Source organism: Massilia cavernae, assembly GCF_003590855.1.
Classification (GTDB): domain Bacteria; phylum Pseudomonadota; class Gammaproteobacteria; order Burkholderiales; family Burkholderiaceae_D; genus Telluria_A; species Telluria_A cavernae.
This window is the reverse complement of the sequence record NZ_QYUP01000010.1, coordinates 26,820-50,607: the sequence shown is the minus strand read 5'-3', so window position 1 is coordinate 50,607 and position 23,788 is coordinate 26,820. Positions and strand designations below refer to the sequence as shown.

The 23,788-nt window shown below is 67.4% G+C and carries 21 protein-coding genes and 2 pseudogenes; 18 read left to right on the top strand and 5 right to left on the bottom strand.

From position 1 onward, the window contains the following. Positions 1 to 116 precede the first annotated feature (116 nt). The 11 genes and pseudogenes from D3872_RS01110 (at position 117) to D3872_RS01060 (ending at position 10,444) form a co-directional block, all read left to right on the top strand. Positions 117 to 830 (top strand): c-type cytochrome, encoded by a 714-nt coding sequence (locus D3872_RS01110; RefSeq protein WP_119809068.1) that lies wholly within the window; start codon positions 117 to 119, stop codon positions 828 to 830. Positions 831 to 847: 17 nt separating this feature from the next. Then, positions 848 to 2,134 (top strand): c-type cytochrome, encoded by a 1,287-nt coding sequence (locus D3872_RS01105; RefSeq protein WP_119809067.1) that lies wholly within the window; start codon positions 848 to 850, stop codon positions 2,132 to 2,134. A gap of 166 nt (positions 2,135 to 2,300) precedes the next feature. Further along, positions 2,301 to 2,603 (top strand): flagellin, encoded by a 303-nt coding sequence (locus tag D3872_RS01100; protein WP_119809066.1) that lies wholly within the window; start codon positions 2,301 to 2,303, stop codon positions 2,601 to 2,603. A gap of 118 nt (positions 2,604 to 2,721) precedes the next feature. Then, complete coding sequence (locus tag D3872_RS27210; protein WP_307719385.1) at positions 2,722 to 3,126, top strand: flagellin; 405 nt, start codon at positions 2,722 to 2,724, stop codon at positions 3,124 to 3,126. 326 nt (positions 3,127 to 3,452) lie between these two features. Further along, positions 3,453 to 5,606, top strand: a complete 2,154-nt coding sequence (locus tag D3872_RS01090) for an alpha-amylase family glycosyl hydrolase (protein WP_119809065.1) — start codon at positions 3,453 to 3,455, stop codon at positions 5,604 to 5,606. A gap of 100 nt (positions 5,607 to 5,706) precedes the next feature. Further along, a complete protein-coding gene (locus D3872_RS01085) occupies positions 5,707 to 6,438 on the top strand; it encodes an SDR family oxidoreductase (RefSeq protein WP_119809064.1) in 732 nt (243 codons plus the stop codon). Positions 6,439 to 6,462: 24 nt separating this feature from the next. Then, a complete protein-coding gene (locus D3872_RS01080; protein WP_119809063.1) occupies positions 6,463 to 6,921 on the top strand; it encodes a universal stress protein in 459 nt (152 codons plus the stop codon). 114 nt (positions 6,922 to 7,035) lie between these two features. After that, positions 7,036 to 8,247, top strand: a pseudogene (locus tag D3872_RS01075) (sensor histidine kinase); the annotation flags it as partial. A 95-nt stretch (positions 8,248 to 8,342) separates the two neighbouring features. Continuing rightward, positions 8,343 to 8,597, top strand: a pseudogene (locus D3872_RS27330) (PAS domain-containing protein); the annotation flags it as partial. 124 nt (positions 8,598 to 8,721) lie between these two features. Then, the gene (locus tag D3872_RS01065; RefSeq protein ID WP_119809060.1) at positions 8,722 to 9,795 is read left to right on the top strand and encodes a PAS domain-containing sensor histidine kinase; all 1,074 of its coding nucleotides are present in this window, start codon (positions 8,722 to 8,724) and stop codon (positions 9,793 to 9,795) included. Between the two features lie 16 nt (positions 9,796 to 9,811). Next, positions 9,812 to 10,444, top strand: coding sequence for a response regulator (locus D3872_RS01060; protein WP_182915634.1), 633 nt, complete (start codon positions 9,812 to 9,814; stop codon positions 10,442 to 10,444). Between the two features lie 20 nt (positions 10,445 to 10,464). On the opposite strand, the gene D3872_RS01055 is transcribed toward D3872_RS01060, so the two are convergent. Continuing rightward, a complete protein-coding gene (locus D3872_RS01055) occupies positions 10,465 to 11,424 on the bottom strand; it encodes a DMT family transporter (RefSeq protein WP_119809058.1) in 960 nt (319 codons plus the stop codon). Between the two features lie 267 nt (positions 11,425 to 11,691). On the opposite strand from D3872_RS01055, the gene D3872_RS01050 reads away from it, so the two are divergent. After that, entirely contained in the window at positions 11,692 to 11,976 is a 285-nt protein-coding gene (locus D3872_RS01050; protein ID WP_119809057.1) for a hypothetical protein, read from the top strand. Positions 11,977 to 12,093: 117 nt separating this feature from the next. On the opposite strand, the gene D3872_RS01045 is transcribed toward D3872_RS01050, so the two are convergent. Together D3872_RS01045 and D3872_RS01040 are read right to left on the bottom strand one after the other, a co-directional pair. Next, positions 12,094 to 12,414 carry an EAL domain-containing protein gene (locus D3872_RS01045; protein ID WP_119809056.1) on the bottom strand — a complete coding sequence of 107 codons (321 nt, stop codon included), beginning with the start codon at positions 12,412 to 12,414 and terminating at the stop codon, positions 12,094 to 12,096. A 211-nt stretch (positions 12,415 to 12,625) separates the two neighbouring features. Continuing rightward, positions 12,626 to 13,948 (bottom strand): hypothetical protein, encoded by a 1,323-nt coding sequence (locus D3872_RS01040; protein WP_220476848.1) that lies wholly within the window; start codon positions 13,946 to 13,948, stop codon positions 12,626 to 12,628. A gap of 112 nt (positions 13,949 to 14,060) precedes the next feature. Here D3872_RS01040 and D3872_RS01035 point away from each other — a divergent pair, with 112 nt between their 5' ends. Further along, positions 14,061 to 15,041 carry a diacylglycerol/lipid kinase family protein gene (locus D3872_RS01035; RefSeq protein WP_119809055.1) on the top strand — a complete coding sequence of 327 codons (981 nt, stop codon included), beginning with the start codon at positions 14,061 to 14,063 and terminating at the stop codon, positions 15,039 to 15,041. 4 nt (positions 15,042 to 15,045) lie between these two features. On the opposite strand, the gene D3872_RS01030 is transcribed toward D3872_RS01035, so the two are convergent. After that, the gene (locus D3872_RS01030; protein ID WP_119809054.1) at positions 15,046 to 16,713 is read right to left on the bottom strand and encodes a L,D-transpeptidase family protein; all 1,668 of its coding nucleotides are present in this window, start codon (positions 16,711 to 16,713) and stop codon (positions 15,046 to 15,048) included. A gap of 159 nt (positions 16,714 to 16,872) precedes the next feature. Here D3872_RS01030 and D3872_RS01025 point away from each other — a divergent pair, with 159 nt between their 5' ends. From D3872_RS01025 to D3872_RS01005, 5 genes are all read left to right on the top strand, one after another. Further along, complete coding sequence (locus D3872_RS01025) at positions 16,873 to 17,193, top strand: hypothetical protein (protein WP_119809053.1); 321 nt, start codon at positions 16,873 to 16,875, stop codon at positions 17,191 to 17,193. A gap of 107 nt (positions 17,194 to 17,300) precedes the next feature. Then, positions 17,301 to 19,757, top strand: coding sequence for a penicillin-binding protein 1A (locus tag D3872_RS01020; RefSeq protein WP_119809052.1), 2,457 nt, complete (start codon positions 17,301 to 17,303; stop codon positions 19,755 to 19,757). A gap of 175 nt (positions 19,758 to 19,932) precedes the next feature. Continuing rightward, complete coding sequence (locus D3872_RS01015; RefSeq protein ID WP_119809051.1) at positions 19,933 to 20,967, top strand: SGNH/GDSL hydrolase family protein; 1,035 nt, start codon at positions 19,933 to 19,935, stop codon at positions 20,965 to 20,967. Next, complete coding sequence (locus tag D3872_RS01010; RefSeq protein WP_119809050.1) at positions 20,955 to 22,802, top strand: carbamoyltransferase family protein; 1,848 nt, start codon at positions 20,955 to 20,957, stop codon at positions 22,800 to 22,802. Before D3872_RS01015 ends, D3872_RS01010 begins: the two co-directional genes overlap by 13 nt. Continuing rightward, positions 22,789 to 23,160: a hypothetical protein gene (locus D3872_RS01005; RefSeq protein WP_119809049.1), complete on the top strand. Its 372-nt coding sequence runs from the start codon at positions 22,789 to 22,791 to the stop codon at positions 23,158 to 23,160. The genes D3872_RS01010 and D3872_RS01005 overlap by 14 nt, the downstream gene beginning before the upstream one ends. On the opposite strand, the gene D3872_RS01000 is transcribed toward D3872_RS01005, so the two are convergent. Further along, positions 23,145 to 23,657, bottom strand: coding sequence for a hypothetical protein (locus D3872_RS01000; RefSeq protein WP_119809048.1), 513 nt, complete (start codon positions 23,655 to 23,657; stop codon positions 23,145 to 23,147). The two genes, D3872_RS01005 and D3872_RS01000, sit on opposite strands and share 16 nt — an antisense overlap. Positions 23,658 to 23,788: the final 131 nt, after the last annotated feature.

Sequence of the window (23,788 nt, the reverse complement as noted above, 5' to 3'; positions counted from 1 at the left end):
GGCGTGGCGCGAGGAGCTAGGGAGTTGGTCGAACCATATCAGTAAGCAACTGATACGCAAAAATAAGGCACGGCTGCCTCTGTTCTGCCGGGCTCGCCGCATCGAAAATGGAGGCCATGAACATTTCCAAACAATTCCTGCGAACTTGCGCGGCCCTGCTGGCGCTGGTGACAAGCGCCGCCATGGCGGCGCCGGCCCGGTCGCCAGCCGTTCCCGACACGATCGCCCAGCGCGCCCTGGCGTGCGCGGCCTGCCATGGCAAGGAGGGCCGCGCCACCAGCGAAGGCTTCTTCCCCCGCATCGCCGGCAAGCCGGAGGCCTACCTGTACAACCAGCTGCTCAATTTCAGGGACGGCAAGCGCCAGTATCCGGCGATGACCCACATGGTGGCCCACCTGTCGGACGCCTACCTGCGCGAGATGGCTGCGTATTTCTCGGCCCAGCATCCGCCGTATCCCGCCCCACAGCCGGCCGGCGCGGCGCCGGCCGAGCTGGCGCGCGGGAAGGCGCTGGCACTGGCCGGCGACCAGGCCAGGAAAATCCCGGCCTGTGTGGCGTGCCACGGCCAGAAGCTGGCCGGCGTGCTGCCCGCCATTCCCGGCCTGCTGGGACTCCCGCGCGACTACCTGAATGCCCAGTTCGGCGCATGGAAGACGGGCGCGCGCAAGGCTGCCGCGCCCGACTGCATGGCGCAGGTAAGCCGGCGCTTGACGCCGGACGACATCGCGTCCGTGTCGGCGTGGCTGGCGTCGCTGCCGGTTCCCGCCGACATGGCCCCCGCGCCCGCCTCCCCGGTCAAGCTGCCGCTCGCTTGCGGCAGTGCCCATTGAACACGAAGAGCCGTGATATGAAACGTATTTTGATTGGCGCCCTTGTGGCGATCATCCTTGTGCCGCTGGCGATCGTCGGCGTCGAACTGGCCAGCGAGCCGCAACGCGCCCATGCGGCGGCGCCGGTTGCCGACCAGGCCGCGCAGGCGGTGCGCGGCGCCTACCTTGCGCGCGCCGGCAACTGCATGGCCTGCCATACTACGCGCGGCGGCAAGGAATATGCGGGCGGGCGGGCCATCGAAACCCCGTTCGGCAACATCTATGCGCCCAACCTCACCCAGGACCAGGAAACCGGCATCGGCAGCTGGACCCCGGACGACTTCTGGCGCGCCATCCACAACGGCAAGTCGAAGGACGGCAGCTTCCTCTACCCGGCCTTCCCGTATCCGAACTACACCAAGGTCACGCGCGCAGATTCCGACGCGCTGTACGCCTACTTCAAGACCATCCCCGCCGTGCGCCAGCCAAATCTGGAGCACGAGCTGGCATTCCCCTACAACCAGCGCATCCTGCTGGCGTTCTGGCGCACGCTGTACTTCACGCCGGGCGAATTCGAACAGCAGCCGGCGCGATCGGCCGAGTGGAACCGGGGCGCCTACCTGGTGCAGGGCCTCGGTCACTGCAGCGCGTGCCACACGCCGAGGACGGCGCTGGGCGGCAGTATCGGCGAGGCCGTTCTTGGCGGCGGCATGATTCCGGCCATGGACTGGTACGCACCGGCGCTGGGATCCGGCGATGAAACCGGGTTGGGCGAATGGGAAGCGGCCGACATTGCCAGCCTGCTCAAGACCGGCGTGTCGGCGCGCGGCGCCGTGTTCGGCCCGATGGCGGAAGTGGTCAGCGGCAGCCTGCAACACCTGAGCGGCGCCGACGTCGATGCGATGGCGGCCTACCTGAAGTCGCTGCCGACGACCGGCGCCACGGTGCACGCCAAACCGGCGGCGGCGCTGGCGGGCGACGCCGAGGCGGTGCTGCGCGCCGGCGCGAAGCTGTACGAGCAGAACTGCGCCGCATGCCACGGCGCCGGCGGCAAGGGCGCCGCACCGGCCTACCCGCCGCTGGCCGGCAACCGCTCGCTGGCGCTCGATACCGCCACCAATCCGGTGCGCATGGTGCTTAACGGCGGCTTCGCTCCCAGCACCGCCGGCAATCCGCGCCCCTACGGCATGCCGCTTTTCGGCAGCACCCTGAACGACAGCGAAGTGGCGGCGGTGGTCTCGTACATCCGCACCAGCTGGGGCAACGAGGGCAAGCTGGTGTCGCCGCTCGAGGTCAGCCGGCTGCGCGGGGCGCCGGTGCACTAAGCGGCGCACCGATTGCGGCCTTTCTTGCAAAGGCCTCAAGATTTCCGGGGAGGTGCCGTTACTGATGCAAGATTGCAAACGGTTCTTCCCCTGATGTCGATATCGATTTCAACCAACGTCATATCGCTGCAAGCGCAGCGGCGCGCCTCCGGCATGGGGGGAGGATATGGCGCGGACCATCAACCGGCTGTCTTCCGGCTTGCGCATCCAGAGCGCATCGGACGACGCGGCCGGCATGGCCATGGCGGAACGGATGTCGGCAGGCTTGCGCGGCAACGCTGAAGCAAACCGCAACATTAACGAAGCGGCATCGACATGGCGGACTTCCCGTCGACCAACCAGCCGGACGGCGGCACCGCGCCGATGTACAGCGACCGCATCATCGCGCACGAGATGGCGCATGCCATCATGTCGCGCGCGACCGGCTTCCAGTTCCCGCAGTGGTTCACCGAAGGCACAGCCGAACTGATTCACGGCGCCGACGAGCGCCTGCGCAATGCGGTGTCGGGCCTGGGCGCCGCCGCCGTGGTGGCCGAAGTCGCCGGCGGCTTCAGCTACGGAAGCGCCTATGCGGCCCTGCGAAAAGCGTGGTGCAGGACAGCAGCACGCGTCCGTGGAACGACCCGCTGGAAGGCTTCACCGAGATTTTCCCCACAACCACCGCCAGTACCGGCATGCGCGACATCCAGGTGCAGGTGGGCGCGAACGCGAGCGACACCATCAAGCTGAGCCTGGCCGCGATGAACGCCTCCGCGCTCGGGCGCGACGACCTCAACCTGAAGCGCAGCGCGATCGCCATCGCCCACATCGACGAGGCGATCGCCTTCGTCACTCAGCAGCGGGTGGTGGTGGGGTCGTCCAGCAAACGGCTGGAAGTGGCGGCCAGCGCGGGGGGCACGAACACCGAGGCGCTGCAGGCCAGCCGCTCGCGCATCGTCGACACCGACTATGCTGCCGAAACGGTGGCGCTCACGCGCAGCCAGATCCTGTAGCAGGCCGCGAATGCGATGGTGGCGCAGGCCAACAACCAACCGCGCACCGTGCTGGCGCTGCTGCGCTGACCGTGAAGCGATATTCGCCGATGCCACGAACCCGCTGCAACGCGGGTTTTTTTTCGTCTGTCCGTCCTGAAATGGTAGGGAAACTACGGCAATAATAGGTGACAATCGCAACACTATATGCGAATTCAATTGCCGAAGTAGTTAAACTACGGCATTCTTTACTAGCCCTCCAGGACCTGTCCATACGACGCGGCCACCAGAGCCACGTGGCGGGAACCGGCGGCGACAACCGACAACACTACAAAAGGAAGAAGGTTATGGAGACAAGACTGACCACATCGTTCCGCACCATCGGGCTCACGGCCGCAGCACTGGCCGCCGCAGTGGCCGCAATCCCCTCGTACGCCGCGCCCGACACCAGCGTGACCAACAAGCAGGGCTACAACACCGACGTCATCTACCAGATCGTCACCGACCGCTTCGTCGACGGCAACGCGGCCAACAACCCCACCGGCGCCGCGTTCAGCGCCGGCTGCACCCAGAAGCGCCTGTTCTGCGGCGGCGACTGGAAGGGCATCCAGAACAAGATCGACGACGGCTACCTGACCGGCATGGGCATCACCGCGATCTGGATTTCTCAGCCGGTCGAAAACATCACCGCCATCATCAACTACTCCGGCACCGACAACACCGCCTACCACGGCTACTGGGCGCGCGACTTCAAGAAGCCCAACCTGGCCTACGGCACGCTCACCGACCTGACCAACCTGATCAATGCGGCCCATGCGAAGAACATCAAGGTCATCATCGACTTCGCGCCCAACCACACTTCGCCAGCCTCGCAGTCCGACCCCAGCTTCGGCGAAAACGGCAAGCTGTACGATAACGGCGTGCTGAAGAGCTCCTACAGCAGCGACAGCGGCAACTGGTTCCATCACACCGGCGGCACCAGCTTCGCTAACCTGGAGGACGGCATCTACCGCAACCTGTTCGACCTGGCCGACATGAACCACAACAAGACCGAGGTCGACGCCTACTTCAAGGCCGCCATCAAGACCTGGCTCGACCTCGGCATCGACGGCATCCGCATGGACGCGGTCAAGCACATGCCGTTCGGCTGGCAAAAGAACTTCATGGCCTATGTGCACGGCTACAAGCCGGTGTTCACCTTCGGCGAATGGTTCCTGGGCGAGAACGAGGTCGACCCGGCCAACCACTACTTCGCCAACCGCAGCGGCATGAGCCTGCTGGACTTCCAGTTCGGCCAGAAGGTGCGCCAGGTGTTCAAGGACGGCAGCGCCGACATGACCAGTCTGAACCAGATGATCAGCGACACCGCGGCCCAGTACAGCCAGGTCAACGACCAGGTGACCTTCATCGACAACCACGACATGCCGCGCTTCAAGGCGGCCGGCGCCAACAACCGCAAGCTGGAACAGGCGCTGGCGTTCACCCTGACCTCGCGCGGCGTGCCGGCGATCTACTACGGCACCGAGCAGTACATGGAAGGTACGGGCGACCCGGACAACCGCGCCAAGATGACCGCCTTCGGCACCGCCACCACCGCCTACAAGCTGGTGGCGAAACTGGCGCCGCTGCGCAAGTCGAACCCGGCGATCGCCTACGGCAGCACCACCGAGCGCTGGCTCAACAACAACGTCCTGATCTTCGAGCGCAAGTTCGGGCCGAACGTGGCGGTGGTCGCGATCAACCGCGACCTGGTCAACGCCACCAGCATCACCGGCTTCATCGCGGGCCTGCCGGCCGGCAGCTACACCGACGTGCTGGCCGGGATCGGCATGAACGGCAACAACATCACCGTCAATGCGGGCGGCGGTGTCAACAACTTCTCGCTGGCGGCGGGCGCGGTCGCAGTGTGGCAGTACACCGCGGCCACTACCACACCGACCATGGCCCACGTCGGTCCGATGATGTCGATGCCCGGCAAGACCGTCACCATCGACGGGCGCGGCTTCGGCGCCACCACGGGCACCGTGATGTTCGGCGCCACAGCCGTCACCGGCGCCGCGATCCTGTCGTGGGAAGATACCCAGGTCAAGGTGCAGGTGCCGGCGGTGGCGGCGGGCATCTACGCGGTCGGCGTCAAGAACGCAGGCGGCGTCGCCAGCGGCGTCTACAACGCGTTCGAGATCCTCAGCGGGCCGCAGGTGTCGGTGCGCTTCGTGGTCAACAACGCCACCACGGTGCCGGGCGAGAACATTTACTTGTCGGGCGACAAGTTCGAGCTGACCAACTGGAGCGCGGCTACCCCGATCGGGCCTTTGTTCAACCAGGTGATGTACAGCTACCCGACCTGGTATACCGATGTCAGTGTCCCAGCCTCGTCCACGGTCAGCTTCAAGTTCATGAAAAAGAGCGCGAACCCGACAGTATGGGAGGGCGGCAGCAACCATACCTTCGCCACGCCGGCCAGCGGCAGCGCGACGGTGAACGTGAACTGGCAGCCGTAGCCGGGACTTGCCTGTCCGGTAGCCTTACGCAAGGGTACACACGTCCGTTTGCGGTGCTAGTATGTATCTATAGACATCGCAGTCACAACGAGGTGCAGCCATGAAAGCTATCGTTACCGGACACACCAAAGGCTTGGGCATGGCCCTCGCCGCCGACCTGCTTGCGCGCGACATCCCGGTGCTCGGGCTGGCGCGCACTTTTTCCAACGAAATGGCGGCCCGCGTTCCCGGCCTGCTGCAGCAAATCGCCCTCGACCTGGCCGACACCCACGCGCTGTCGGGCTGGCTCAACGGTGGCGACCTGCGCCGCTACCTGGCCGGGGAAACCTCGGTGCTGCTGATCAACAATGCCGGCACGGTACAGCCGGTCGGCGGCCTGGCCGACCAGGACCTGGCCGCCGTCGGCAACGCGGTGGCGCTCAACGTGGCCGCGCCGATGATGCTGTCGGCGGCGGTGGTGGCCGCCAGCCCCGGCGCCGAGAAGCGCATCCTGCACGTATCGAGCGGGGCGGGGCGCAGCGCCTACCCGGGCTGGAGCGTCTATTGCGCCTCCAAGGCGGCGCTCGACCAGCATGCGCGCGCGGTGGCGCTGGACGCGCTACCCGGCGTGCGCATCTGCAGCCTGGCGCCGGGCGTGATCGACACCGCCATGCAGGAAGAAATCCGCGCCACGCCGGCCGAACGCTTCCCGATGCGCGAGCGCTTCGTCGAGCTGCAGCGCGCGGGCGAACTCAGCCCGCCCGAAATGACGGCCCGCGCCGTGATCGAATACATGCTCGGCACCCGTTTCGGCATCGAACCGGTGGACGACCTGCGCACCGCCACTCCCTGAGCGCCGGCACAGCTGGAGGACGCCATGTACAAGCATATCCTGGTGCCCAGCGACGGCTCGGCACTGTCGCGCAAGACGGTCCACAGCGCCATCCTGTTCGCGCGCGAGGCGGGCGCGCGCATCACGGCGCTGCACGTGCTGCCCGAACCCGGCGCGGCCGAACTCGAAGCCTGGCTGCACCACGACCCCCACTACGCCGAGCACCGCGCCAAGCTGTTCCAGAACCTGGGGCGGGCCTGCCTGGCCTACGTCACCGACCTCGCCGCCTCCGAAGGCGTGCCGTGCAATGGCAAGCTGGTGTCGGGCCAGGAACCCTACCGCGCCATCGTCGATACCGCGCAAAGCGAGCAATGCGACCTGATCTTCATGGCCTCGCACGGCGCCCGCGGCGACGGCGCCGAGGTGCCGGGCGGCGAAACGCTCAAGGTTCTCATCCACAGCAAGGTGCCGGTGCTGGTCCACAAGCCGTCCCTGCACGCCTGAACCAGGGCGCCGTTCGCTTCCCGCCCGCTCCCTTGAGCGGCGCAGGCGAACACGGTATGCTACGGGCGCGCTGGCAGATTCGCCGCGCCTTTCCGTCAACCCTACACGCGTCCCATGCCCGAGCAGCCACATCCGATCACGCAGCATGGCGGCGACCCGGATTCCTGCTACTTCACAGGCGAGGGCGACATGGTGCGCCTGGTTAACGAACTCGACTGGGAAAATACCGCGCTCGGCCCGATTTGCAGCTGGCCCGAGAGCATCCGTTCCGCGGCAAGCATCGCGCTCGGCTCCACCTTCCAGCTGGTGGTGCTGTCCGGGCCCGAGATGATCTATATTTACAATGACGCGTCCAGCAGCATCTTCGGCGCGAAGCACCCCTGGGCGCTGGGCAAGGCGGCATCGGAGGTATGGGCCGAGGCCTGGGACACGATCGGCCCAATGCTGCATTCCGTGGTCGACAGCGGGCGGGCCCTGCGCCACGACGACATGCTGATGGTGCTTGGCCGCCATGGCTTCCCCGAGGAGTGCTACTTCACCTTTTCGTACAGTCCGATCCGCGGCGCGGAGGGTATCACGGGCATCTTCATTTCCGTGCTGGAAACCTCGGAACGGGTGGTCAACGAGCGCCGCCTGCGCACGCTGGGCGAACTTGCCGCCGCCGTCGCCAGCGCCCGCGGCGCGCTGGCGCAGAACCTGTACGACCTGCCTTGCACCGCGCTCTACCTGGTCGATGCGGACAGCGGGCGCGCCAGGCGCTCTTTCGTGACCGGCGTGGTCGGGGAGGATAGCGCTTTTCCCGGAAAAATCGACCTGGACGAGTGCTGCGTGCCGGTCGCGCGCGCGTTCGCTACCGGCACGCCACAGGAATTCGATGCGGCCGGCATGCTGGTTGCGGGCGCCACCTGGCCGGAGCCGCCGCGGCAGTTCATCGCCTATCCGCTGCGGCCGCCCGGCGCGTGCCGGCCATGCGGGATCTTCGTAGCGGCCGCCAATCCGCGCCAGCCTTTCGACAACGCCCACCGCTGCTTCCTCGACTTCGTCGCCGGCCATGCCGCCACCGCTGTCGCGAATGCCGAGGCGGCGCGCTTCGAGCAGGAGCGGCTGGACGCGCTGGCCGAACTGGCGCGCGCCAAGAACGCCTTCTTTGCCAACGCCAGCCACGAGCTGCGCACCCCGCTGACCCTGATCCTGGGGCCGCTCGAATCGCTGCTGGCGTCGCCGGCGGCGCAGGCGTCGCCGGACATGCGCGAGATCGTCGGCATGGCGCACCGCAACGCGCTGCGCATGAAGCGGCTGGTCAATTCGCTGCTTGATTTCGCCAGCATCGAGGCCGGCCGCATGGCCGTCCAGCTGGTCCCAAGCGACATCGGCGAGCTGACGCTCGGCCTGGCCGGCCTGTTCCCACGCTCGATAACGTCATCGAGGGCACCAGCGACGCCTTCATCGGCGTCGACAACGAGCTGCGCATCGTCGCCATCAACGCGGTCGGCGTGTCGATCATCGCGCAGCCGCGCGAGGCCATCATCGGGCGCACGCTGGCCGAGCTCGAGCCGGAAGCGGAGCCGGTCGACGAGGCGATCAGGCGCGCGATCCGCGAGCGCCGCACCATCGGCCTGCAATTCCTGCAGGCGCGCTCGGGGCGCTGGTTCAGTGTGCGCTGCTATCCGTCGGCCATCGGCGTGATCGTCTTCGCCAACGAAATCACCCGCCAGAAGCAGGCCGAGGAGCGCCTGCTGCTGGCCCACCAGGAGCTCGAACACCGGGTCGAGGCGCGTACCCATGAACTGAACAGCGCCAATGCGCTGCTGGAAGCGGTGTTCGGGCGCCCCCCCGGCCGCGATCGCGATCTCCGACCGCAGCGGGCGCATCGTGCGCACCAACGCCGCCTTCGAGCGCCTGTCCGGCCTGAGCGGGCCGAAACTGCGCACGCTGGCGATGGACCGCCTGGCCGATCCGCAGGGCGCCGCCGGGCGCCAGGCCCGCATCGCCAAGCTGCTGGCGGGCGAGGTGCAGGACACCGTGCTTGAGATGCGCTACCGGCGCGCCGACGGCAGCATGCTGTGGGGCGAGGACTTCGCCGCCACCATCGGCGGCGACGACGGCAGGCCGCGCCTGGTGGTCGAGATCCTGCGCGACATCACCGGCCGCAAGCGCGCCGCCGACGAGATCCTCGCTTCGCGCCACGAGCTGCGCTGGCTGTACGAGTGGCTGCAGCGGGTGCGCAACGACGAACGCATCGCGCTGGCGCGCGAAGTGCACGACCAGCTGGGCCAGATCCTGTCGGCCGCCAAGATCGACATCAAGCTGCTGCTGGAGGGCATCCAGGCCAGCAGCACCGGGCTGCCGCGGCGGCGCCTGCTGGCGGAGCTGCGCAGCGCCACCCGCACGCTCGACCAGGCGATCGACTCGGCGCGCTCGATCGCCACCGAGCTGCGGCCGCCCGAGATCGAGAACCAGGGCCTGTACTCGGCGGTGCAGTGGCACGCGCGCGATTTCGAACGGCGCACCCGGGTGCGGGTCGAGCTGCGGCTGCCGGCGCCGCGCGGCGGGCCGGATTGTCCGGCGGCGGTGGCGCTGTTCCGCATCATGAAGGAAGCCCTGACCAATGTGCTGCGCCACGCGCGCGCCACCGAGGTGGCGATCAGCCTGCACCGGCGCGGCGGGTGCATCCTGCTGCGGGTGCGCGATAATGGCGTCGGCATCGCCCCCGAGCGCGTGCGCGCGGCCGGCACGCTCGGCCTGGTCGGCATGTGCGAACGGGCCGAGCTGGTGCACGGGCGGGTCGCAGTGCGCCGGCTGGCATCGGGCGGCTCGCTGGTGTCGGCGCTGCTGCCGGTGCCCGCCGCGAGCCATGAGAAGCACCCATCGTAAGAATATGGAGACCAGATTGACCAGGATAGTAATCGCCGACGACCATGCGCTGATCCGCGAAGGCGTTAAAAAAATCATCCGCTCGTCCAAGGACCTGCGCATCGTCGGCGAGGCCGCCGGTTTCGAGCAGCTGGTGGAACTGGTGCCGGCCGCCGCGCCCGACCTCGTGATCCTCGACCTGTCGCTGCCCGGCTACGAAGGGCTGGCCGGGCTGGTGGAGCTGAAGAAGAATTTTCCCGCACTGCGGGTGCTGATCCTGTCGATGTTCCCGGAGGAGCAGTACGCGGTGGCGGCGCTGCGCGGCGGTGCCGCCGGCTACGTCACCAAGGCGATGGCGGCGGAGGAACTGATCCTGGCGATCCGGCGCGTGATGGGCGGCGGCAGCTACATCAGCGAGCACCTGGCCGGCCTGCTGGTGATGGATGCGGTCAACCCGCAGCAACAGGCGGTGCACGAAGCGCTGACCAAGCGCGAGCTGGACGTGCTGCGCGTGATCGGGTCGGGCCGCCAGGTCAAGCAGGTGTCGGCCGAACTTGGCATCAGCGTCAGCTCCGTCAATACCTACCGCGCCCGCATCTTCCGCAAGATGGGGCTGGCGTCGAACGCCGCGCTGATCCGCTATGCGCTAAAGTACGGGCTGGTCGCGTAGGCAGTTTCGCCGGCGCCGGGCTAGGCCGACACCGGCAGCGCCTGTTCCTCGCTGGCGTGGACCCGCACCGACCAGGCCACGCCGATCACCAGCAGCACGATGGCGGCGATTTCCAGCGGGCGCGGGAACTGCTGCTTGTAGATGAAGCCGTACAGCAGCGCGAACAGGGTCTCGAACAGGATCAGCTGGCCGGACAGGGTCACCGCCACGCGCCGGCTGGCGACGTTCCACAAATGGTTGCCGATCACCGAGGCGCCCAGCGCGAGCAGGGTATTGACGGTCCAGAACAGTGTCCAGTCGCGGCCGCTGGCGGTGCCCGCCGCGCCGGTCACGTCGCCGTGCCAGATGGCGAACGCCGGCGCCGCGAGAACCAGCGCGATGGCGCCGGTGGCCAGTCCGTACAGGGCCGACCATTCGGCGCTGCTGAAGTGCGGGTTGCGCTTCAGGTAGCGCGCGTTGTCGAGGGTGTACCAGCTCCAGCAGGCCAGCGCGCCGGTGGCGCACAGCACCCCGGCCAGGGTCTGCCACAGGCTGGCGCCGGCAGCCTGGGCGTGGCTCAAGGCGTCGATATTGATGCAGGCGATGCCGGCCGCGGCCATCGCCAGCGGCAGCGCCAGCCGGCGCAGCGGCACCGAGCCGTGGTCCTTGTGGCCCATCAGCGTGACGGCGATCGGCAACATGCCAATGATCAGCGAGGTCGGCGTCACGCCGGCCAGCTTGACCGCCACCGCAAGCAGCATGTAGTAGACGATGTTGCCGGACAGGGCGTGGCGCGCCAGCGCCGCGTAGTCGCTGCGGTCGAGGCGGGCGAACAGCGAACCGAGCCGGGGCGCCATCAGGCCCAGCGCGATGGCGCCGTAAGCGGCGTAACGGCCGAGTGCCATTTCCAACGGGGAAAATGCCTTCAGTATTTCAGGCGCGATGAACACCATGCCCCACAAGGCTCCCGCCAGCAATCCGCACAACACGCCATTCCACATACAGCTCTCCATCGATAAGCCCGATAGTGTCTCACAAGCAGCGCGAAAGCGTTGCCGGCGGCAAGATCCGGTGGCCGCTGGGAAGCTTCTGCTTGCCGTCTGGATTCGACCTTGGCGCTGCGCCAAGTAAGTGTGTTGCGTTTGCGCCTGAGGCCAAAGATTCAAGCGTAATCTGCTAGCGTTGGCGCCTGTTCGTTCTATACTCATTGATAACAACTGATGCGGACTCATCAATGAAGAACGCACGAGTGAGGGGAGAAAATAATAATGTCGGAAAGATCGTTTGCAGTCTGGAGCGTCGGGCTGGCGCTCGTGTTCGCCATCGTGGTGCCGGAACCGGGACAATCGCATGCGCCGGTGGTTGAGCTGACGCTGAACCAGCCGGCGATGACGCTGGAATCGCCGCCCGCCGTCGCGCTGGCGCCGCCGGCCGTGTCAGCGCGCGCACAGGCCCAGGCGCCGCGGGCGGCGCCGTACACGGTTGAACGAGCGGCGGGCGTGCAGCCGGAAACGCGAAAACCTATCTTGTGGGCGGTGCACGCGAGGCCGTAAGCCAGGCGTCGACAGTTCAGGCGGGGCTGGCGCTGCTTTCCAGGCGGCGCGAGAAATTCGCCGCAGCCAAGGGGCCGCCGAAAAAGTAGCCCTGGCCTTCGCCGCAGTTGCGCGCCTTCAGGAAGTCCACTGGCACTGCGCCTCCACGCCTTGGGCGACGATCCTGTACCGCAGGATGCCGCCCATGGCAATCGCCACCGAAGCGATGTCGCCGGCGTCGCCGCGCGCGCCGATGGCGCTGATGAAGGAGCGGTCGATCTTCAGCGCGTCGAGCGGAAAGCGGGTCAGGCAGCTCAGGCTCGAGTAGCCGGTGCCGAAATCGTCCACTGCCAGCCTGACACCGAGCGCCTTCAGGCGCGTCAGGATGTGCTTGCTCGAGTCGACGTCGCGCATCAGCACTTCTTCCGAAATTTCCAGTTCCAGCCGGGCCGGGTCCATCCCTGACCACCTGGTTTTATGAGGGGAACCATGTTCGACAATCGTTGTCGAACATGTTTCGATCCTGCCGTCGACGCCGCTTTAGTACAAGAGCTTGTCAGTGAATGCAGCACACGTTGAATGTGGCAAACATCGAGAATAATGCACGGCCATGCAAGGCGCCCGCGGCAGCGGGCGAAATGCGTTACTTTCGGTGAGCTTTGGGGCCGCTTCAGACCTGATAGACCGCCGCGAAACCGCCTCCCGGCGTGCGCATGTTGGTGGTCTGCCCCTGGTAGACACGAGCCGCATTCCACTGCACCTTGCCGCCGTAGCAGTAGCTGCGCAGGTCGAACTTGAGCTTCTCGCGGCCATGGGGCAGGGCGATGGTGCGTTCGCCCGGCGGCACCAGCGCCTGCGCCACATAGCCGCCACCGAGGATCTCGCCCCACACGCGCCGTGTCAGCTTGTCGCCGCGGTAGGCGGCGCGCCCGCCGAAGCCCCCGGCCGGCTTGAAGAAACGCTTGCGGCGCGTGCTCCACAGGCGCTCGGCGTGGCTTTCATGGACCAGTTCGGTGTGCGGGATGCCGGCCAGCAGCACGGCCTGGGTGATGGCCGGCACGTCCAGCGCCTGCAGGCGCGCCGGGTCGGACAGGATCGCCAGGTTGCGCTTGTCGGCGTACAGGGCATGCGCGCGCGGATGCGGGGTGACCACCGCCGCACGTGCCAGGTAGGCGGCGCGCAGGGCGGCGCTGGCGGGCGCCTCCAGCATGAAATCGGTCAGGCGGTTGTAGACCAGGTCGACCGGCATGCTGCCATGCAGCAGCCGGCCCTCGTGCCCGCGCAGTTCGGACGGATCGGCGATGACGGCGTCGATGCCGTGCCGCTGCAGCAGCTTGCGGAACAGCAGGAACTCAGGATACAGGAACTGGTTCTCGGGATCGCTGTCGACGATGGCGACGCTGCGCAGCGGCCCGTCGTTGCCGCCCAGGCGCCATTCCTCGCGGAACATCGCCACCACCTCGTGCTCGAAGCGCTCGGCCTGCTGCGCACCCGGCGTGCCGCCTGCCACCGCGCCGCAGGGCTGCTGCACCCGCGCCAGCGCCGCGTTCAGCAGCGCGCCGCCGGCGTTGGTGTTGATCTCGATGAGCGCGACGCCGTCTTCGCCCAGGTGGAAGTCGTAGCCGAAGAACACCCCGCGCGCGCCCGGATCGTGGCGCGCGATGGCCGGCGCCGACGCCAGCACTTCATCCTGCCAGGCCGGCAGCGCGATCACCGACTCGATCGCCGCGATCAGATGTTCCATGCGGGCGGCGTCGGCGCTGGAGACGAATACCGGATGAAAGGCGAACAGGTGGGGGCAGCGCTCGGCCACCAGGGCCGAGACTTCGGCGTCGCCGGTGGCGGCGTCGAGCGCCTGCGCCAGCGCGGACTGTTCGTGGCCCACGCACAGGCAGCTGTCGTTGAGCACGGCGGCCGGGGCCGCGCCGCAGGCGCTGCCGTCGGCGCAATCGGATGCTTGCTTAGCGGATAAGGTTGTCGAAATGGTTGTCATGGCGGCTTGCGTCGTAAGATAGCTATTGTACGGCTGCTTCAAGCCAGCCGTTCCGATACCTGGCGATGGTACAGTCGGTGCTGGGGGAAATTCCGGACAGGTCACAGAGAACATGCAAGACACCAATCCCGATCCCGCGGCGCCGCTGTACATCGTGCTGAACGCCGGGTCCGGCTCGTCCGAGACGGCGCTGCGCCGCGCCACCATCGAAGGCATCCTGGCCCAGGCCGGCCGCAGCTTCGAACTGGCCATGGTCGATGCGCCCGGCCAGCTTGAGCAGGTCGCCAAACGGATGGTGGCGCAGGCGAGGGCGGCCGGCGGCATCGTGGTGGCGGCCGGCGGCGACGGCACCATCAATACGGTGGCGCGCGAGACGGTGGCCAGCGGCTGCCCGTTCGGCGTACTGCCGCAAGGCACCTTCAATTATTTCGGCCGCACCCACAACATTCCCGAGGACCTGGGCGACGCCGTGCGCGCCTTGCTCACGGCGCGCGTGCAGCCGGTGCAGATCGGCATCGTCAACCAGCGCATCTTCCTTGTCAACGCCAGCATCGGCCTGTACCCGACCCTGCTGGAAGAACGCGAAGCCGACAAGCACCAGTTCGGCCGCAGCCGGCTGGTGGCGTTGCTGTCGGCGCTGAAGACGTTTTTCAGCCCGCACCGCCGGATGCGCATCAAGATGGTGCTCGACGGCATGGAGCGCTCGCTGCGTACCTCGACGCTGTTTGTCGGAAACAATCGGCTGCAGATGGAACAGCTGGGCATGGCGCCGATGGTGGAAGCGATCAAGGATGGGGAACTGGCGGCGATCGCGATCAAGTCGGTCGGCAAGCTCGGCATGTTCGGCCTGCTGGCGCGCGCCCTGGTCGGGCGGCTGGGCGACGCCGGCAACCTGCTCACTTTCAGCTTCCGCCAGATGACGGTCCGGCCGCGCAAGTTCTACGGCAAACGCAAGGTCAAGGTGGCCACCGACGGCGAAGTGACCTTGATGGACATGCCGCTGGAATTCCGCGTGCTGGAGGGGCAGCTGCTGTTGCTGAAACCGGGAGCCGGCACGGCCCGGGTGGCCGCCGGGGATGACAGGGCGGCCTGAATCGCTACTCCGCATCGACGCGCAGCGCCTGTTCCAGCTTCGCGTCGCGCAGGTAGACGTCGCGCGGGAACAGCGCGCGGCCCTCGCGGTCGACCATGGCCGTGGCATAGAACAGGATCACCGGCAGCGGGCCGCCCAGGTCGACCTTGCGGGTCGGGCCTGGCAGCATCGCCAGCTCGACGCTGCCGTCGGTCCACTCAGGCTGGTCGGCCAGCACGAAGCGCGCCAGCTCCAGCGGCTTCTCGACCCGGATGCAGCCATGGCTGAGGTCGCGCCGGTTGCGGTCGAACAGTTCCTGCGCGGCGGTCGAGTGCAGGTAGATGTTCATCGGGTTCGGCATGGCGAACTTGACCGCCCCCAGCGCGTTTTTCGGCCCCGGCCGCTGGCGGATGCGCAGCTTGCCTGCGCGCAGCGCGCCCAGCGTACCGCCGTTGACCGCGCTGGTGGCGCCGCCGCCCGCGGTGGACACCATTTCCATGTCGTTGTTGGCCAGGTAGCCTGGGTCCTGGAGCATCTTCGGGATCAGCTCCTCCACGGCTATGCTGCGCGGGACGTTCCAGTAGGGATTGAATTCCAGGTGGCGCATGCTGCCGATAAATAGCGGGGTCGGCGTCTTGAGCGCCTCGCCGACAATCACGCGCATTTCCAGCGCTTCTTCCCCGCTGGCGCCGGCGCCATGCTGGAAGGCCCACAGGCGGAAGGCGGGCAGGTTGACCGCGATGACGGGGCCGGGACGCAGCTCGGGGATCCAGCGCAGCCGTTCCAGCGCCAGTTCCAGCTGGCGCACCCGCCTCTCGAGCGGTACATTCAAGGCGGCCGATGTTTCGCGGCCGATCACGCCGTCCTCGGCCAGCCCGTGGCGCGCCTGGAACTGGCGCACGCCTTCGGCCAGCTCGGCCGAGTAGACCGGCTCCTGCGCCGGGCGCTCATCGGCCGGGAGGTCGCCCAGCAGGACCAGGCGTCCGCGCAGCGCGGCGGCGCCCGGATAGGGGCTGCCCGGCCGGAGCGTCTTGACCGCCGGCAGATCGGCGTGCGGCGTTTGGGCCAGGCCGCGGTAGTGGGCCAGCATGTCCTTGACGCGCGGATAGAACACGATCGCCGGTTCGGCCGACACGACCGCCGCCGCCAGCTGGCCGTTGCCGGCCAGCGCAGCGGACAGGATGCGCACCGGGTCGAACTGCTTCAGGCGGGTGTCGGGCGCGGCCGTGTGGTAGTCGGGACGCACCCGGCCGATGCGCAGGTCGGCCAGGTAGTGCAGGAAAGCGCGGGTGAGCGCGACGTCGAGCGCGGCGTCCGGCTGGCCGGCCTGCGCCACCCGCCGCTGCAGCACCGCGTGGCCGTAGTAGTTGGGCGACAGGCCGTGCGCGCCGGCCGCGCCGATCAGCGCGACCGCCTCGCGCGCCTGCGCCGCGTTCCATGCCGGCGCCCAAGCGCGCGGCGCGTAGAAACGCCGCATCCATTCTCGTTCGTCGTACTGGCGAACATGGCCGGGTACCTCGCGCGGCGCCTGCGCCGCCAGCAGCTGTATTTGCGCCCGCTCCGCCAGTACCGGTATCTGCGCCTGCGCCGGCAGTGGCTGGATTTGCACCTGCGCTCCCCCACCGGCCGGCACTGCGGCCAGGGCAAGGGCGGCCGCCAGCGCCAGCGGCCTCAGGAAGGTACGGTGTTTCATTGCGATAGGACACGATGTCCGCCTTCATCATAGTGCTTCCGGCCGCAGTTTGCCGCGGAAATGCACCGCAGGCGTACGGGGCCGGAGCCCGCCTTTATGCTATACATCGATCCGGGCGCGGCGCGCCTTGCCTGGCCAACGCACTGATAGGGAGCCAACATGCCGAACAAGCTGATCCGGATTTTCGACGAGTATGCAGACGCCGAAGGGGCGCGCGACGCGCTGCTGCAGGCGGGCTACGACAAGGACGCGGTGCGCGTCAGCGTGCGCGACGACGAAGCCGGCCCCGTCGAGGGCAACTTTGCCGTCGGCAACGCGATGCCCGATGAAGACAAGACCTACGCGCGCAATTTTGAAAAGCCGGCCCAGCGCGGCACCGTGATGGTGGAAGTGAGCGCGGCCGACCGCGCCTCGATCGACGCGGCGTCGAAGGTGCTGGAAGACTTCGGCGGTCGCGACATCGACGCATTGACGCCCTGAACTGCCGGCTCGAAGATATTACTTCCGGCACACAACCGTTCCGTCGTTTCGTCCCGCGTCGGCTATACTCGGCCATTCGCAATGATTGAACAGTTGGCAAGGTATACATGGTGGACGATAACGACAAGCTGGCGCAGCGTTTGCGCCGGCACGCACTGCGCGCGGCCGGCGCGGCCCAGGCCAGGGCGAGGCAAGGCCATTCCCGCTTCAAGGCGTACCTGCTGCGCTACCCGCCGGCCCAGCGCGCGGTACTGATCGTCCTGTGGGGCATGGCGGCGCTGCTGGCCTTGCTGCTGCTATACGTCCTGATCCTGATCCCGCTGACCCCGGGCATCAGCGATTTGCGCCAGGCGCGCTCGGCCCAGGCCAGCGTGCTGGTCTCCAGCGACGGCAAGCAGCTCGCCACCTTCGAGCAGGGCTTGCAGGAGCGGGTCAGGCTGGACCAGGTTTCGCCGCACGTGGTGAAGGCGCTGGTGGCCACCGAAGACCACCGCTTCTACGACCATCACGGCATCGATTTCCGCCGCAGCGTGGGCGCGGTGCTGTACACGCTCAAAGGCGACTCCCAGGGCGGCTCGACCATCACCCAGCAGCTCGCGCGCAATATGTTCCCGGAAGAGATAGGGCGCTCGCGCAACCTGAACCGCAAGCTGAAGGAAATGATCACCGCGATCAAGATCGAGGCCACCTACACCAAGGACGAGATCCTGGAAGCCTACCTGAACACGGTGCCCTTCCTGTACAACACCTTCGGCATCGAGATGGCTGCGCGCACCTACTTCGACAAGCCGGCGGCCAGGCTCGACATCCTCGAAAGCGCGACCCTGGTCGGCATGCTCAAGGGCACCAAGTACTACAATCCGGTCACCAACGCGGAGCGATCGGTGCAGCGCCGCAACGTGGTGCTGGGCCAGATGCTCAAGCACGGCGTGATCAACGAGGCGCGCTTCAAGGCGCTGAAGAAGCGCCCGCTGCGCCTGCACTTCGAGCGCCAGCCGGAACGGGGCGGCACCGACAGCCACTTCTCCAGCTTCGTGCGCAAGTGGATGATCCAGTGGGCCGACGAGAACGACTACAACCTGCAACTGGACGGCCTGGTGGTCCAAACCACGCTCGACTCCGGCCTGCAGCAGGCCGCCCTGCGAGCGGTCGCGCGCCAGGGCGACGCGCTGCAGGCGATCGCCGATGTCGAGTGGAGCCAGCCGGGGCTGTCCTACACCTCGTCGACCAGCGCCTACGCCGGCATGCACCACGCGATCAACCCCTTCGAATACTTCTGGAAATCCAAGCGCGGCCTGCTCGACGCCTTCATCCGCGAGACGCCCGAATTCAAGCAGGCGGTCGAGGACGGCGAAGCGGCCAGGGACGCTCTCAAGCGCCTGAAGTCCGACCGCAAGTTCATGGCGGAACTGCGCGCCGCCAAGACCCGCCTGGAGACCGGCTTCGTTGCCATCGATCCGCAGACCGGCGAGGTCAAGGCCTGGGTCGGCAGCCGCGATTTCCGGCGCGACCAGTACGACCACGTGGCCCAGGCCGCGCGCCAGCCTGGTTCGACCTTCAAGCCCATCGTCTACGGCGCCGCGCTGGAAAAAGGCATGTCACCCGAGCGGCCCTATGTCGATGCGGTGCTCGACATCAAGGCCGGCGACGGCAAGGTCTGGCGCCCGACCGACATGAGCGGCTCGTCCGGCAACCGGATGACCTTGCGCGAGGGCCTGGTGTACTCGAAGAACACCATCACCGCCCAGGTGATGCAGGACGTTGGCCTGCCCGGCATCATCCAGCTGGCGCGCGACCTCGGCATCAAGGACAGCGCGCTCGACTCGGTGCCGTCGCTGGCGCTGGGCACCAGCCCGGTGACCCTGCTGGAAATGGTCAGCGCCTATTCGACCATCGCGGCCCAGGGCGAGTACCGGCCGCCGGTGTTCGTCAAGCGCATCACCGACCGCGACGGCAAGGTCATCGCCGAGTTCGGCGGCGAGGCGCCGCGGCGCGCCATGTCGAACGAATCGGCGGTGACGCTGATCGACATGATGCGCGGCGTGATCAACCGCGGCACCGGCACCGGCGTGCGCTACCGCTTCGGCATCACCGCCGACGTGGCCGGCAAGACCGGCACCACCCAGAAGAACGCCGACGGCTGGTTCATCCTGATGCACCCGAACCTGGTGGCGGGCGCCTGGGTCGGCTTCAACGACAACCGCGTCGCTATGCGCAGCAACTATTGGGGCCAGGGCGGCCACAACGCCATCCTGGTGGTGGGCGACTTCTTCAAGGCCGCGCTCGAATCGGGCAAGGTCGATCCGCGCGCCGTATTCCCGGGCGCGCCGAAACCGGCGCCGGTGCAGGAAGACGAGCAGCCGGTCGAGGTCGAGGAGCAGCCGGGCGAGCTGTACGAGGGCGGCATCGCCCCGGCCGAGCCGGTGCTGGACGAGCCGGTCGAGGTCGAAGGCATCGACGAGGCGATTGAGGTGATCCAGGAGCCGCCGCCGCCGGATCCGCAGCGGCAGTTCGACCCGGTCGAAGTTCCGCAGCCGCAATCGATCGAGCCGCTGGAAAACTAGGCTGCGCGGGCGCGGAATTTCCGCGCGTAAGCGTATCGCTCCCGCGGCATCAAGCGCAGCGCGGGAAAGCGCCGCGGGCAGGCTGACGCTTGACCGTCAACAAACGCAGGAATGATTCTTTGACCAGAATTGGTCGGGAACCGGCCCCCGGTCCGGACATTCCTGCGGAGTTCCAATGAGACAGCTATATGAATACCATCCTGTTGTCGGTTACCGTTTCATCCCCAACCTCAAGGCGCGCATCCCCCACGAGGGCGGCGGCTACCTTGTCCACGCCAACGAAGACGGCTTCCGTTCCAACCGTCCCTTCGTAAGGCACGCCGCGCCCGGCGTGCGGCGCGTGCTGTTCTTCGGCGATTCGTTCACCGCCGGCGACGCCGTCAGCAACCACCAGCGCTACACCGACCTGCTCGAGGCCCGCCTCGAAGCGAAGCTGGGGCCCGTGGCCAGGGTCGAGAGCTACAACTTCGGCCTGTCGTCGACCGGCACCGACCAGCAATACCTGGCCTGGCGCGAGTACGCCCAGGGCATCGAGCACGACGTGCTGGTCATCGCCGTATTCGTCGAAAACATCCGCCGCGTGATGGCGCACTACCGTCCCCACCGCGACGCCGACGGCCGCGAGCGGATCTACGCCAAGCCTTACTTCGCCCTCGACCAGGGCAAGCTGGCGCTGCGCAACGTGCCGCCCCGTTCCACGCCCTTCGAGCTGGACGAACTGTCGCCGGCCGAGCAGGGCGCGGTCGACACGGGCGGGCGCTTCGGCTTCCTGCGCAAGGTGGTCAACGCGGTCGGCGCCAAGGACGCGGTGCAGCGCCTGACCCGCTACCAGCCGCTGCCCGCCTACGACGCCCCTTCGCATCCCGGCTGGCTGCTGATGCGCGCCATCCTGGCCGAATGGATACGCGCGGCGCCGAGGCCAGTGGTGCTGATGCCGCTGCCGCTGCCCCAGCACCTCGACGGCGCCTGCGACGCCGGACCCTACCAGGCCCGCTTCGCCGAGCTGGCCGCCGAGGTGAAATGCACCCTGCACGATCCGCTGCCTGCATTCATGGCCTACCCGGCCGCCGAGCGGCGCGCCTTCCGCTGGGAAACCGACATCCATTACACCCCCGCCGGCCACCGCGCGCTGGCCGATTCGCTGGCGCCGGTGTTGCAGCGCCTGCTGGTCCAGTCCACCGAAAGAAAGGGAAAGACATGTCCAGGCTGATACTCGGCATTTCCGCGTTTTACCATGACTCCGCCGCGGCCCTGGTGCGCGACGGCCAGATCGTCGCCGCTGCGCAAGAGGAACGTTTCTCGCGCAAGAAGCACGACCCGCGCTTCCCGCTCAACGCCATCAACTACTGCCTGGAGGAAGGCTTCGTCGACGCCGCCGAACTGGACGCCATCATCTTCTACGACAACCCCGTGGCGACCTTCGACCGCGTGGTGGAGAATGCGCTGGCGGCCGGCGAGGCGGGGCGCGAGCAGTTCATCCAGGCCGCCGGCCAGGTGCTGGGCGACAAGATGTGGCTGGACGAGCACGTGCGCCGCGCGATCGGTTCGCTGGGCCGCGAGGGCAGGGTGCTGTTCTCCGAGCACCACATGGCCCACGCCGCCAGCGCCTTCTATCCCTCGCCGTTCGAGCGTGCCGCGATCCTGACCATCGACGGCGTCGGCGAATGGGCCACCACCAGCCTGGGCAGTGGCGACGGCGGCACCGTGCGGCTGTTCTCGGAGATCAATTACCCGCATTCGCTGGGCCTGCTGTACAGCGCCTTCACCCACTTCTGCGGCTTCAAGGTCAACTCCGGCGAGTACAAGCTGATGGGGCTGGCGCCCTACGGCGAGCCGCGCTACTACGGCGCCATCAGGGAGCACCTGGTCGATGTGCGCGACGACGGTTCCTACCGCCTCGACACCTCGTACTTTGCCTACCTCGATTCGATGGCGATGACGGGCGAGCGCTTCGCCCAGTTGTTCGGCGGGCCGGCACGCAAGGCGGAAACCCCGATCACCCGGCGCGAGATGGACCTGGCCGCCAGCGTCCAGAAGCTGACCGAGGAAATCGTCATCAAGACCGCGCGCCACCTGCGCGAGATCACCGGCGAGGACAAGCTGGTGATGGCCGGCGGCGTGGCGCTGAACTGCGTGGCCAACGGCAAGCTTGTCGCCGAAGGCATCTTCGACGAAGTGTGGATACAGCCGGCCGCGGGCGACGCCGGCGGCGCGCTCGGCGCGGCGCTGCTGGCCCACCACATGTACTACGACCAGCCGCGCAAGGCGCCGCTGCGCGGACGCGACGCCCAGCAGGGCAGCCTGCTGGGCCCGCGCTACTCCAGCGCCGAGGTGCTGGCCTTCGTGGAGCGCCAGAAGCTGCCGCACCGCCAGGTGCGCGACCGTGACCTGCGGTTGGAAACCATCGCCGCGGCGCTGGCCGAGGGCAAGATCGTTGGCTGGATGTCGGGCCGCATGGAGTTCGGGCCGCGCTCGCTGGGCGCGCGCTCGATCCTGGGGGACCCGCGCAATCCGGCAACCCAGGCGACCATGAACCTGAAGATCAAGTTCCGCGAATCGTTCCGGCCGTTCGCACCCAGCGTGCTGAAGGAACGCTGCGCCGAGTATTTCGAGCTCGACGGCGCCAGCCCCTACATGCTGCTGGTGGCGCCGGTGCGCAAGGACAGGCGGCTGCCGATGGACATGGCGCGCTTCCATGGAGGCGACGACGACATGATGAGCGTGATTAACCAGCCGCGCAGCGATGTGCCGGCCATCACCCATGTCGATTATTCGGCGCGGGTGCAGACGGTGGATGCAGCGACCAGCCCGGAATTTCACGCGCTGATCCGCGCCTTCGAACGCCTGACCGGCTGCCCGATGCTGGTCAACACCTCGTTCAATGTGCGCGGCGAGCCGATCGTATGCAGCCCGGCCGACGCCTACCGCTGCTTCATGCGTACCGACATGGACTTGCTGGTGCTGGAAGACGTGCTGCTGTGGCGCCATGAACAGCCTGTACAGGAAGAAAACGACAACTGGAGGATGACTTATGAACTCGACTAAGGAAGCACAACTGGCGCAAGTGATGGGCGGCTTGTTCGACCAGGTGCTGATGCCGCTGTCGGAACGGATGCGCGCCGAAGGCAAGGCCGCGTTTCCGCTGGCGCCCGACGTCAGCTGGCTGAGCTACTACAACAAGCGCCGCCGCAGCGCGATGTCACACGACGATTTCACCAGCGCCGCCTGCCGCGACACTGACGAACTGGCGCGCCGCCTTGCCACTTGCTGGCATGCGCTGGGCCGGCATGAGTTCGCGGCCCAGGCTGCCCGCTTCGGCGCAGCGGCGGCGCAGGCGCGGCCGCTGGTGATGGAAGGCGAGGCGAAGGCCGAGCTGTCGCCCTACATCTACGCGATGTTCTGAGGAAGGGGCCGCGGGCGCAGGAGCAGCGCCTTGAGGCGCTTGCGCACGCGGTAGGTCTGGGCTTCGAAGGGCAGGTGGAACAGCCAGGCCAGCAGCACGATCAGCACCACCATCGACAGGTAGGAACCGAAGTCCGACAGGCTGGCGGGATCGAGTTCGTCGGTGCCGAGCAGGCGGGCGTGGATGTGGCGCAGCGCGAAGATCAGCGGCACGTGGATCACGTACAGGGTGAACGAGAACTCGGAAAAGAAACGGCCGATGCAGTCGAGTGCGCGCACCGCATGGCTCCCAGGGTTGACCGGCGACTGCAGGCTGCACAGCACGGCCATGAATACCATGCTGTACAGCAGGTCCTGGACGAAGGAACCTTCCAGCAGGATGTTGTTGCTGCCGTTGAGGCGGAAGTACACGGCCACCAGTGCGAAGGCGGCGGCGAGGCCATTTGGCGGCGCCGCTCGGCCTGGATATGATGCGCGGAACAGCCGGGCCTCAGCCACACGTAAAGTACAAGGCAGGATGGCGGTATTTCAGCTTGGCAGGCGATCAGGCACGCAGGGTCGCCGCGCCGGCTTCTGGCAGGCGTGGGCGGCGAATCAGCACGGCGCACGGGAAACACGTAGTAGCAGGT

Excerpts from the sequence above, each read along its gene's own strand:
- D3872_RS01110 (WP_119809068.1), top strand. The coding sequence starts at position 117 with ATGAACATTTCCAAACAATTCCTGCGAACTTGCGCGGCCCTGCTGGCG.
- D3872_RS01105 (WP_119809067.1), top strand. The coding sequence starts at position 848 with ATGAAACGTATTTTGATTGGCGCCCTTGTGGCGATCATCCTTGTGCCG.
- D3872_RS01100 (WP_119809066.1), top strand. The coding sequence starts at position 2,301 with ATGGCGCGGACCATCAACCGGCTGTCTTCCGGCTTGCGCATCCAGAGC.
- D3872_RS01090 (WP_119809065.1), top strand. The coding sequence starts at position 3,453 with ATGGAGACAAGACTGACCACATCGTTCCGCACCATCGGGCTCACGGCC.
- D3872_RS01085 (WP_119809064.1), top strand. The coding sequence starts at position 5,707 with ATGAAAGCTATCGTTACCGGACACACCAAAGGCTTGGGCATGGCCCTC.
- D3872_RS01080 (WP_119809063.1), top strand. The coding sequence starts at position 6,463 with ATGTACAAGCATATCCTGGTGCCCAGCGACGGCTCGGCACTGTCGCGC.
- D3872_RS01065 (WP_119809060.1), top strand. The coding sequence starts at position 8,722 with ATGCGCTGCTGGAAGCGGTGTTCGGGCGCCCCCCCGGCCGCGATCGCG.
- D3872_RS01055 (WP_119809058.1), bottom strand. The coding sequence starts at position 11,424 with ATGTGGAATGGCGTGTTGTGCGGATTGCTGGCGGGAGCCTTGTGGGGC.
- D3872_RS01050 (WP_119809057.1), top strand. The coding sequence starts at position 11,692 with ATGTCGGAAAGATCGTTTGCAGTCTGGAGCGTCGGGCTGGCGCTCGTG.
- D3872_RS01045 (WP_119809056.1), bottom strand. The coding sequence starts at position 12,414 with ATGGACCCGGCCCGGCTGGAACTGGAAATTTCGGAAGAAGTGCTGATG.
- D3872_RS01040 (WP_220476848.1), bottom strand. The coding sequence starts at position 13,948 with ATGACAACCATTTCGACAACCTTATCCGCTAAGCAAGCATCCGATTGC.
- D3872_RS01035 (WP_119809055.1), top strand. The coding sequence starts at position 14,061 with ATGCAAGACACCAATCCCGATCCCGCGGCGCCGCTGTACATCGTGCTG.
- D3872_RS01030 (WP_119809054.1), bottom strand. The coding sequence starts at position 16,713 with ATGAAACACCGTACCTTCCTGAGGCCGCTGGCGCTGGCGGCCGCCCTT.
- D3872_RS01025 (WP_119809053.1), top strand. The coding sequence starts at position 16,873 with ATGCCGAACAAGCTGATCCGGATTTTCGACGAGTATGCAGACGCCGAA.
- D3872_RS01020 (WP_119809052.1), top strand. The coding sequence starts at position 17,301 with ATGGTGGACGATAACGACAAGCTGGCGCAGCGTTTGCGCCGGCACGCA.
- D3872_RS01015 (WP_119809051.1), top strand. The coding sequence starts at position 19,933 with ATGAGACAGCTATATGAATACCATCCTGTTGTCGGTTACCGTTTCATC.
- D3872_RS01010 (WP_119809050.1), top strand. The coding sequence starts at position 20,955 with ATGTCCAGGCTGATACTCGGCATTTCCGCGTTTTACCATGACTCCGCC.
- D3872_RS01005 (WP_119809049.1), top strand. The coding sequence starts at position 22,789 with ATGAACTCGACTAAGGAAGCACAACTGGCGCAAGTGATGGGCGGCTTG.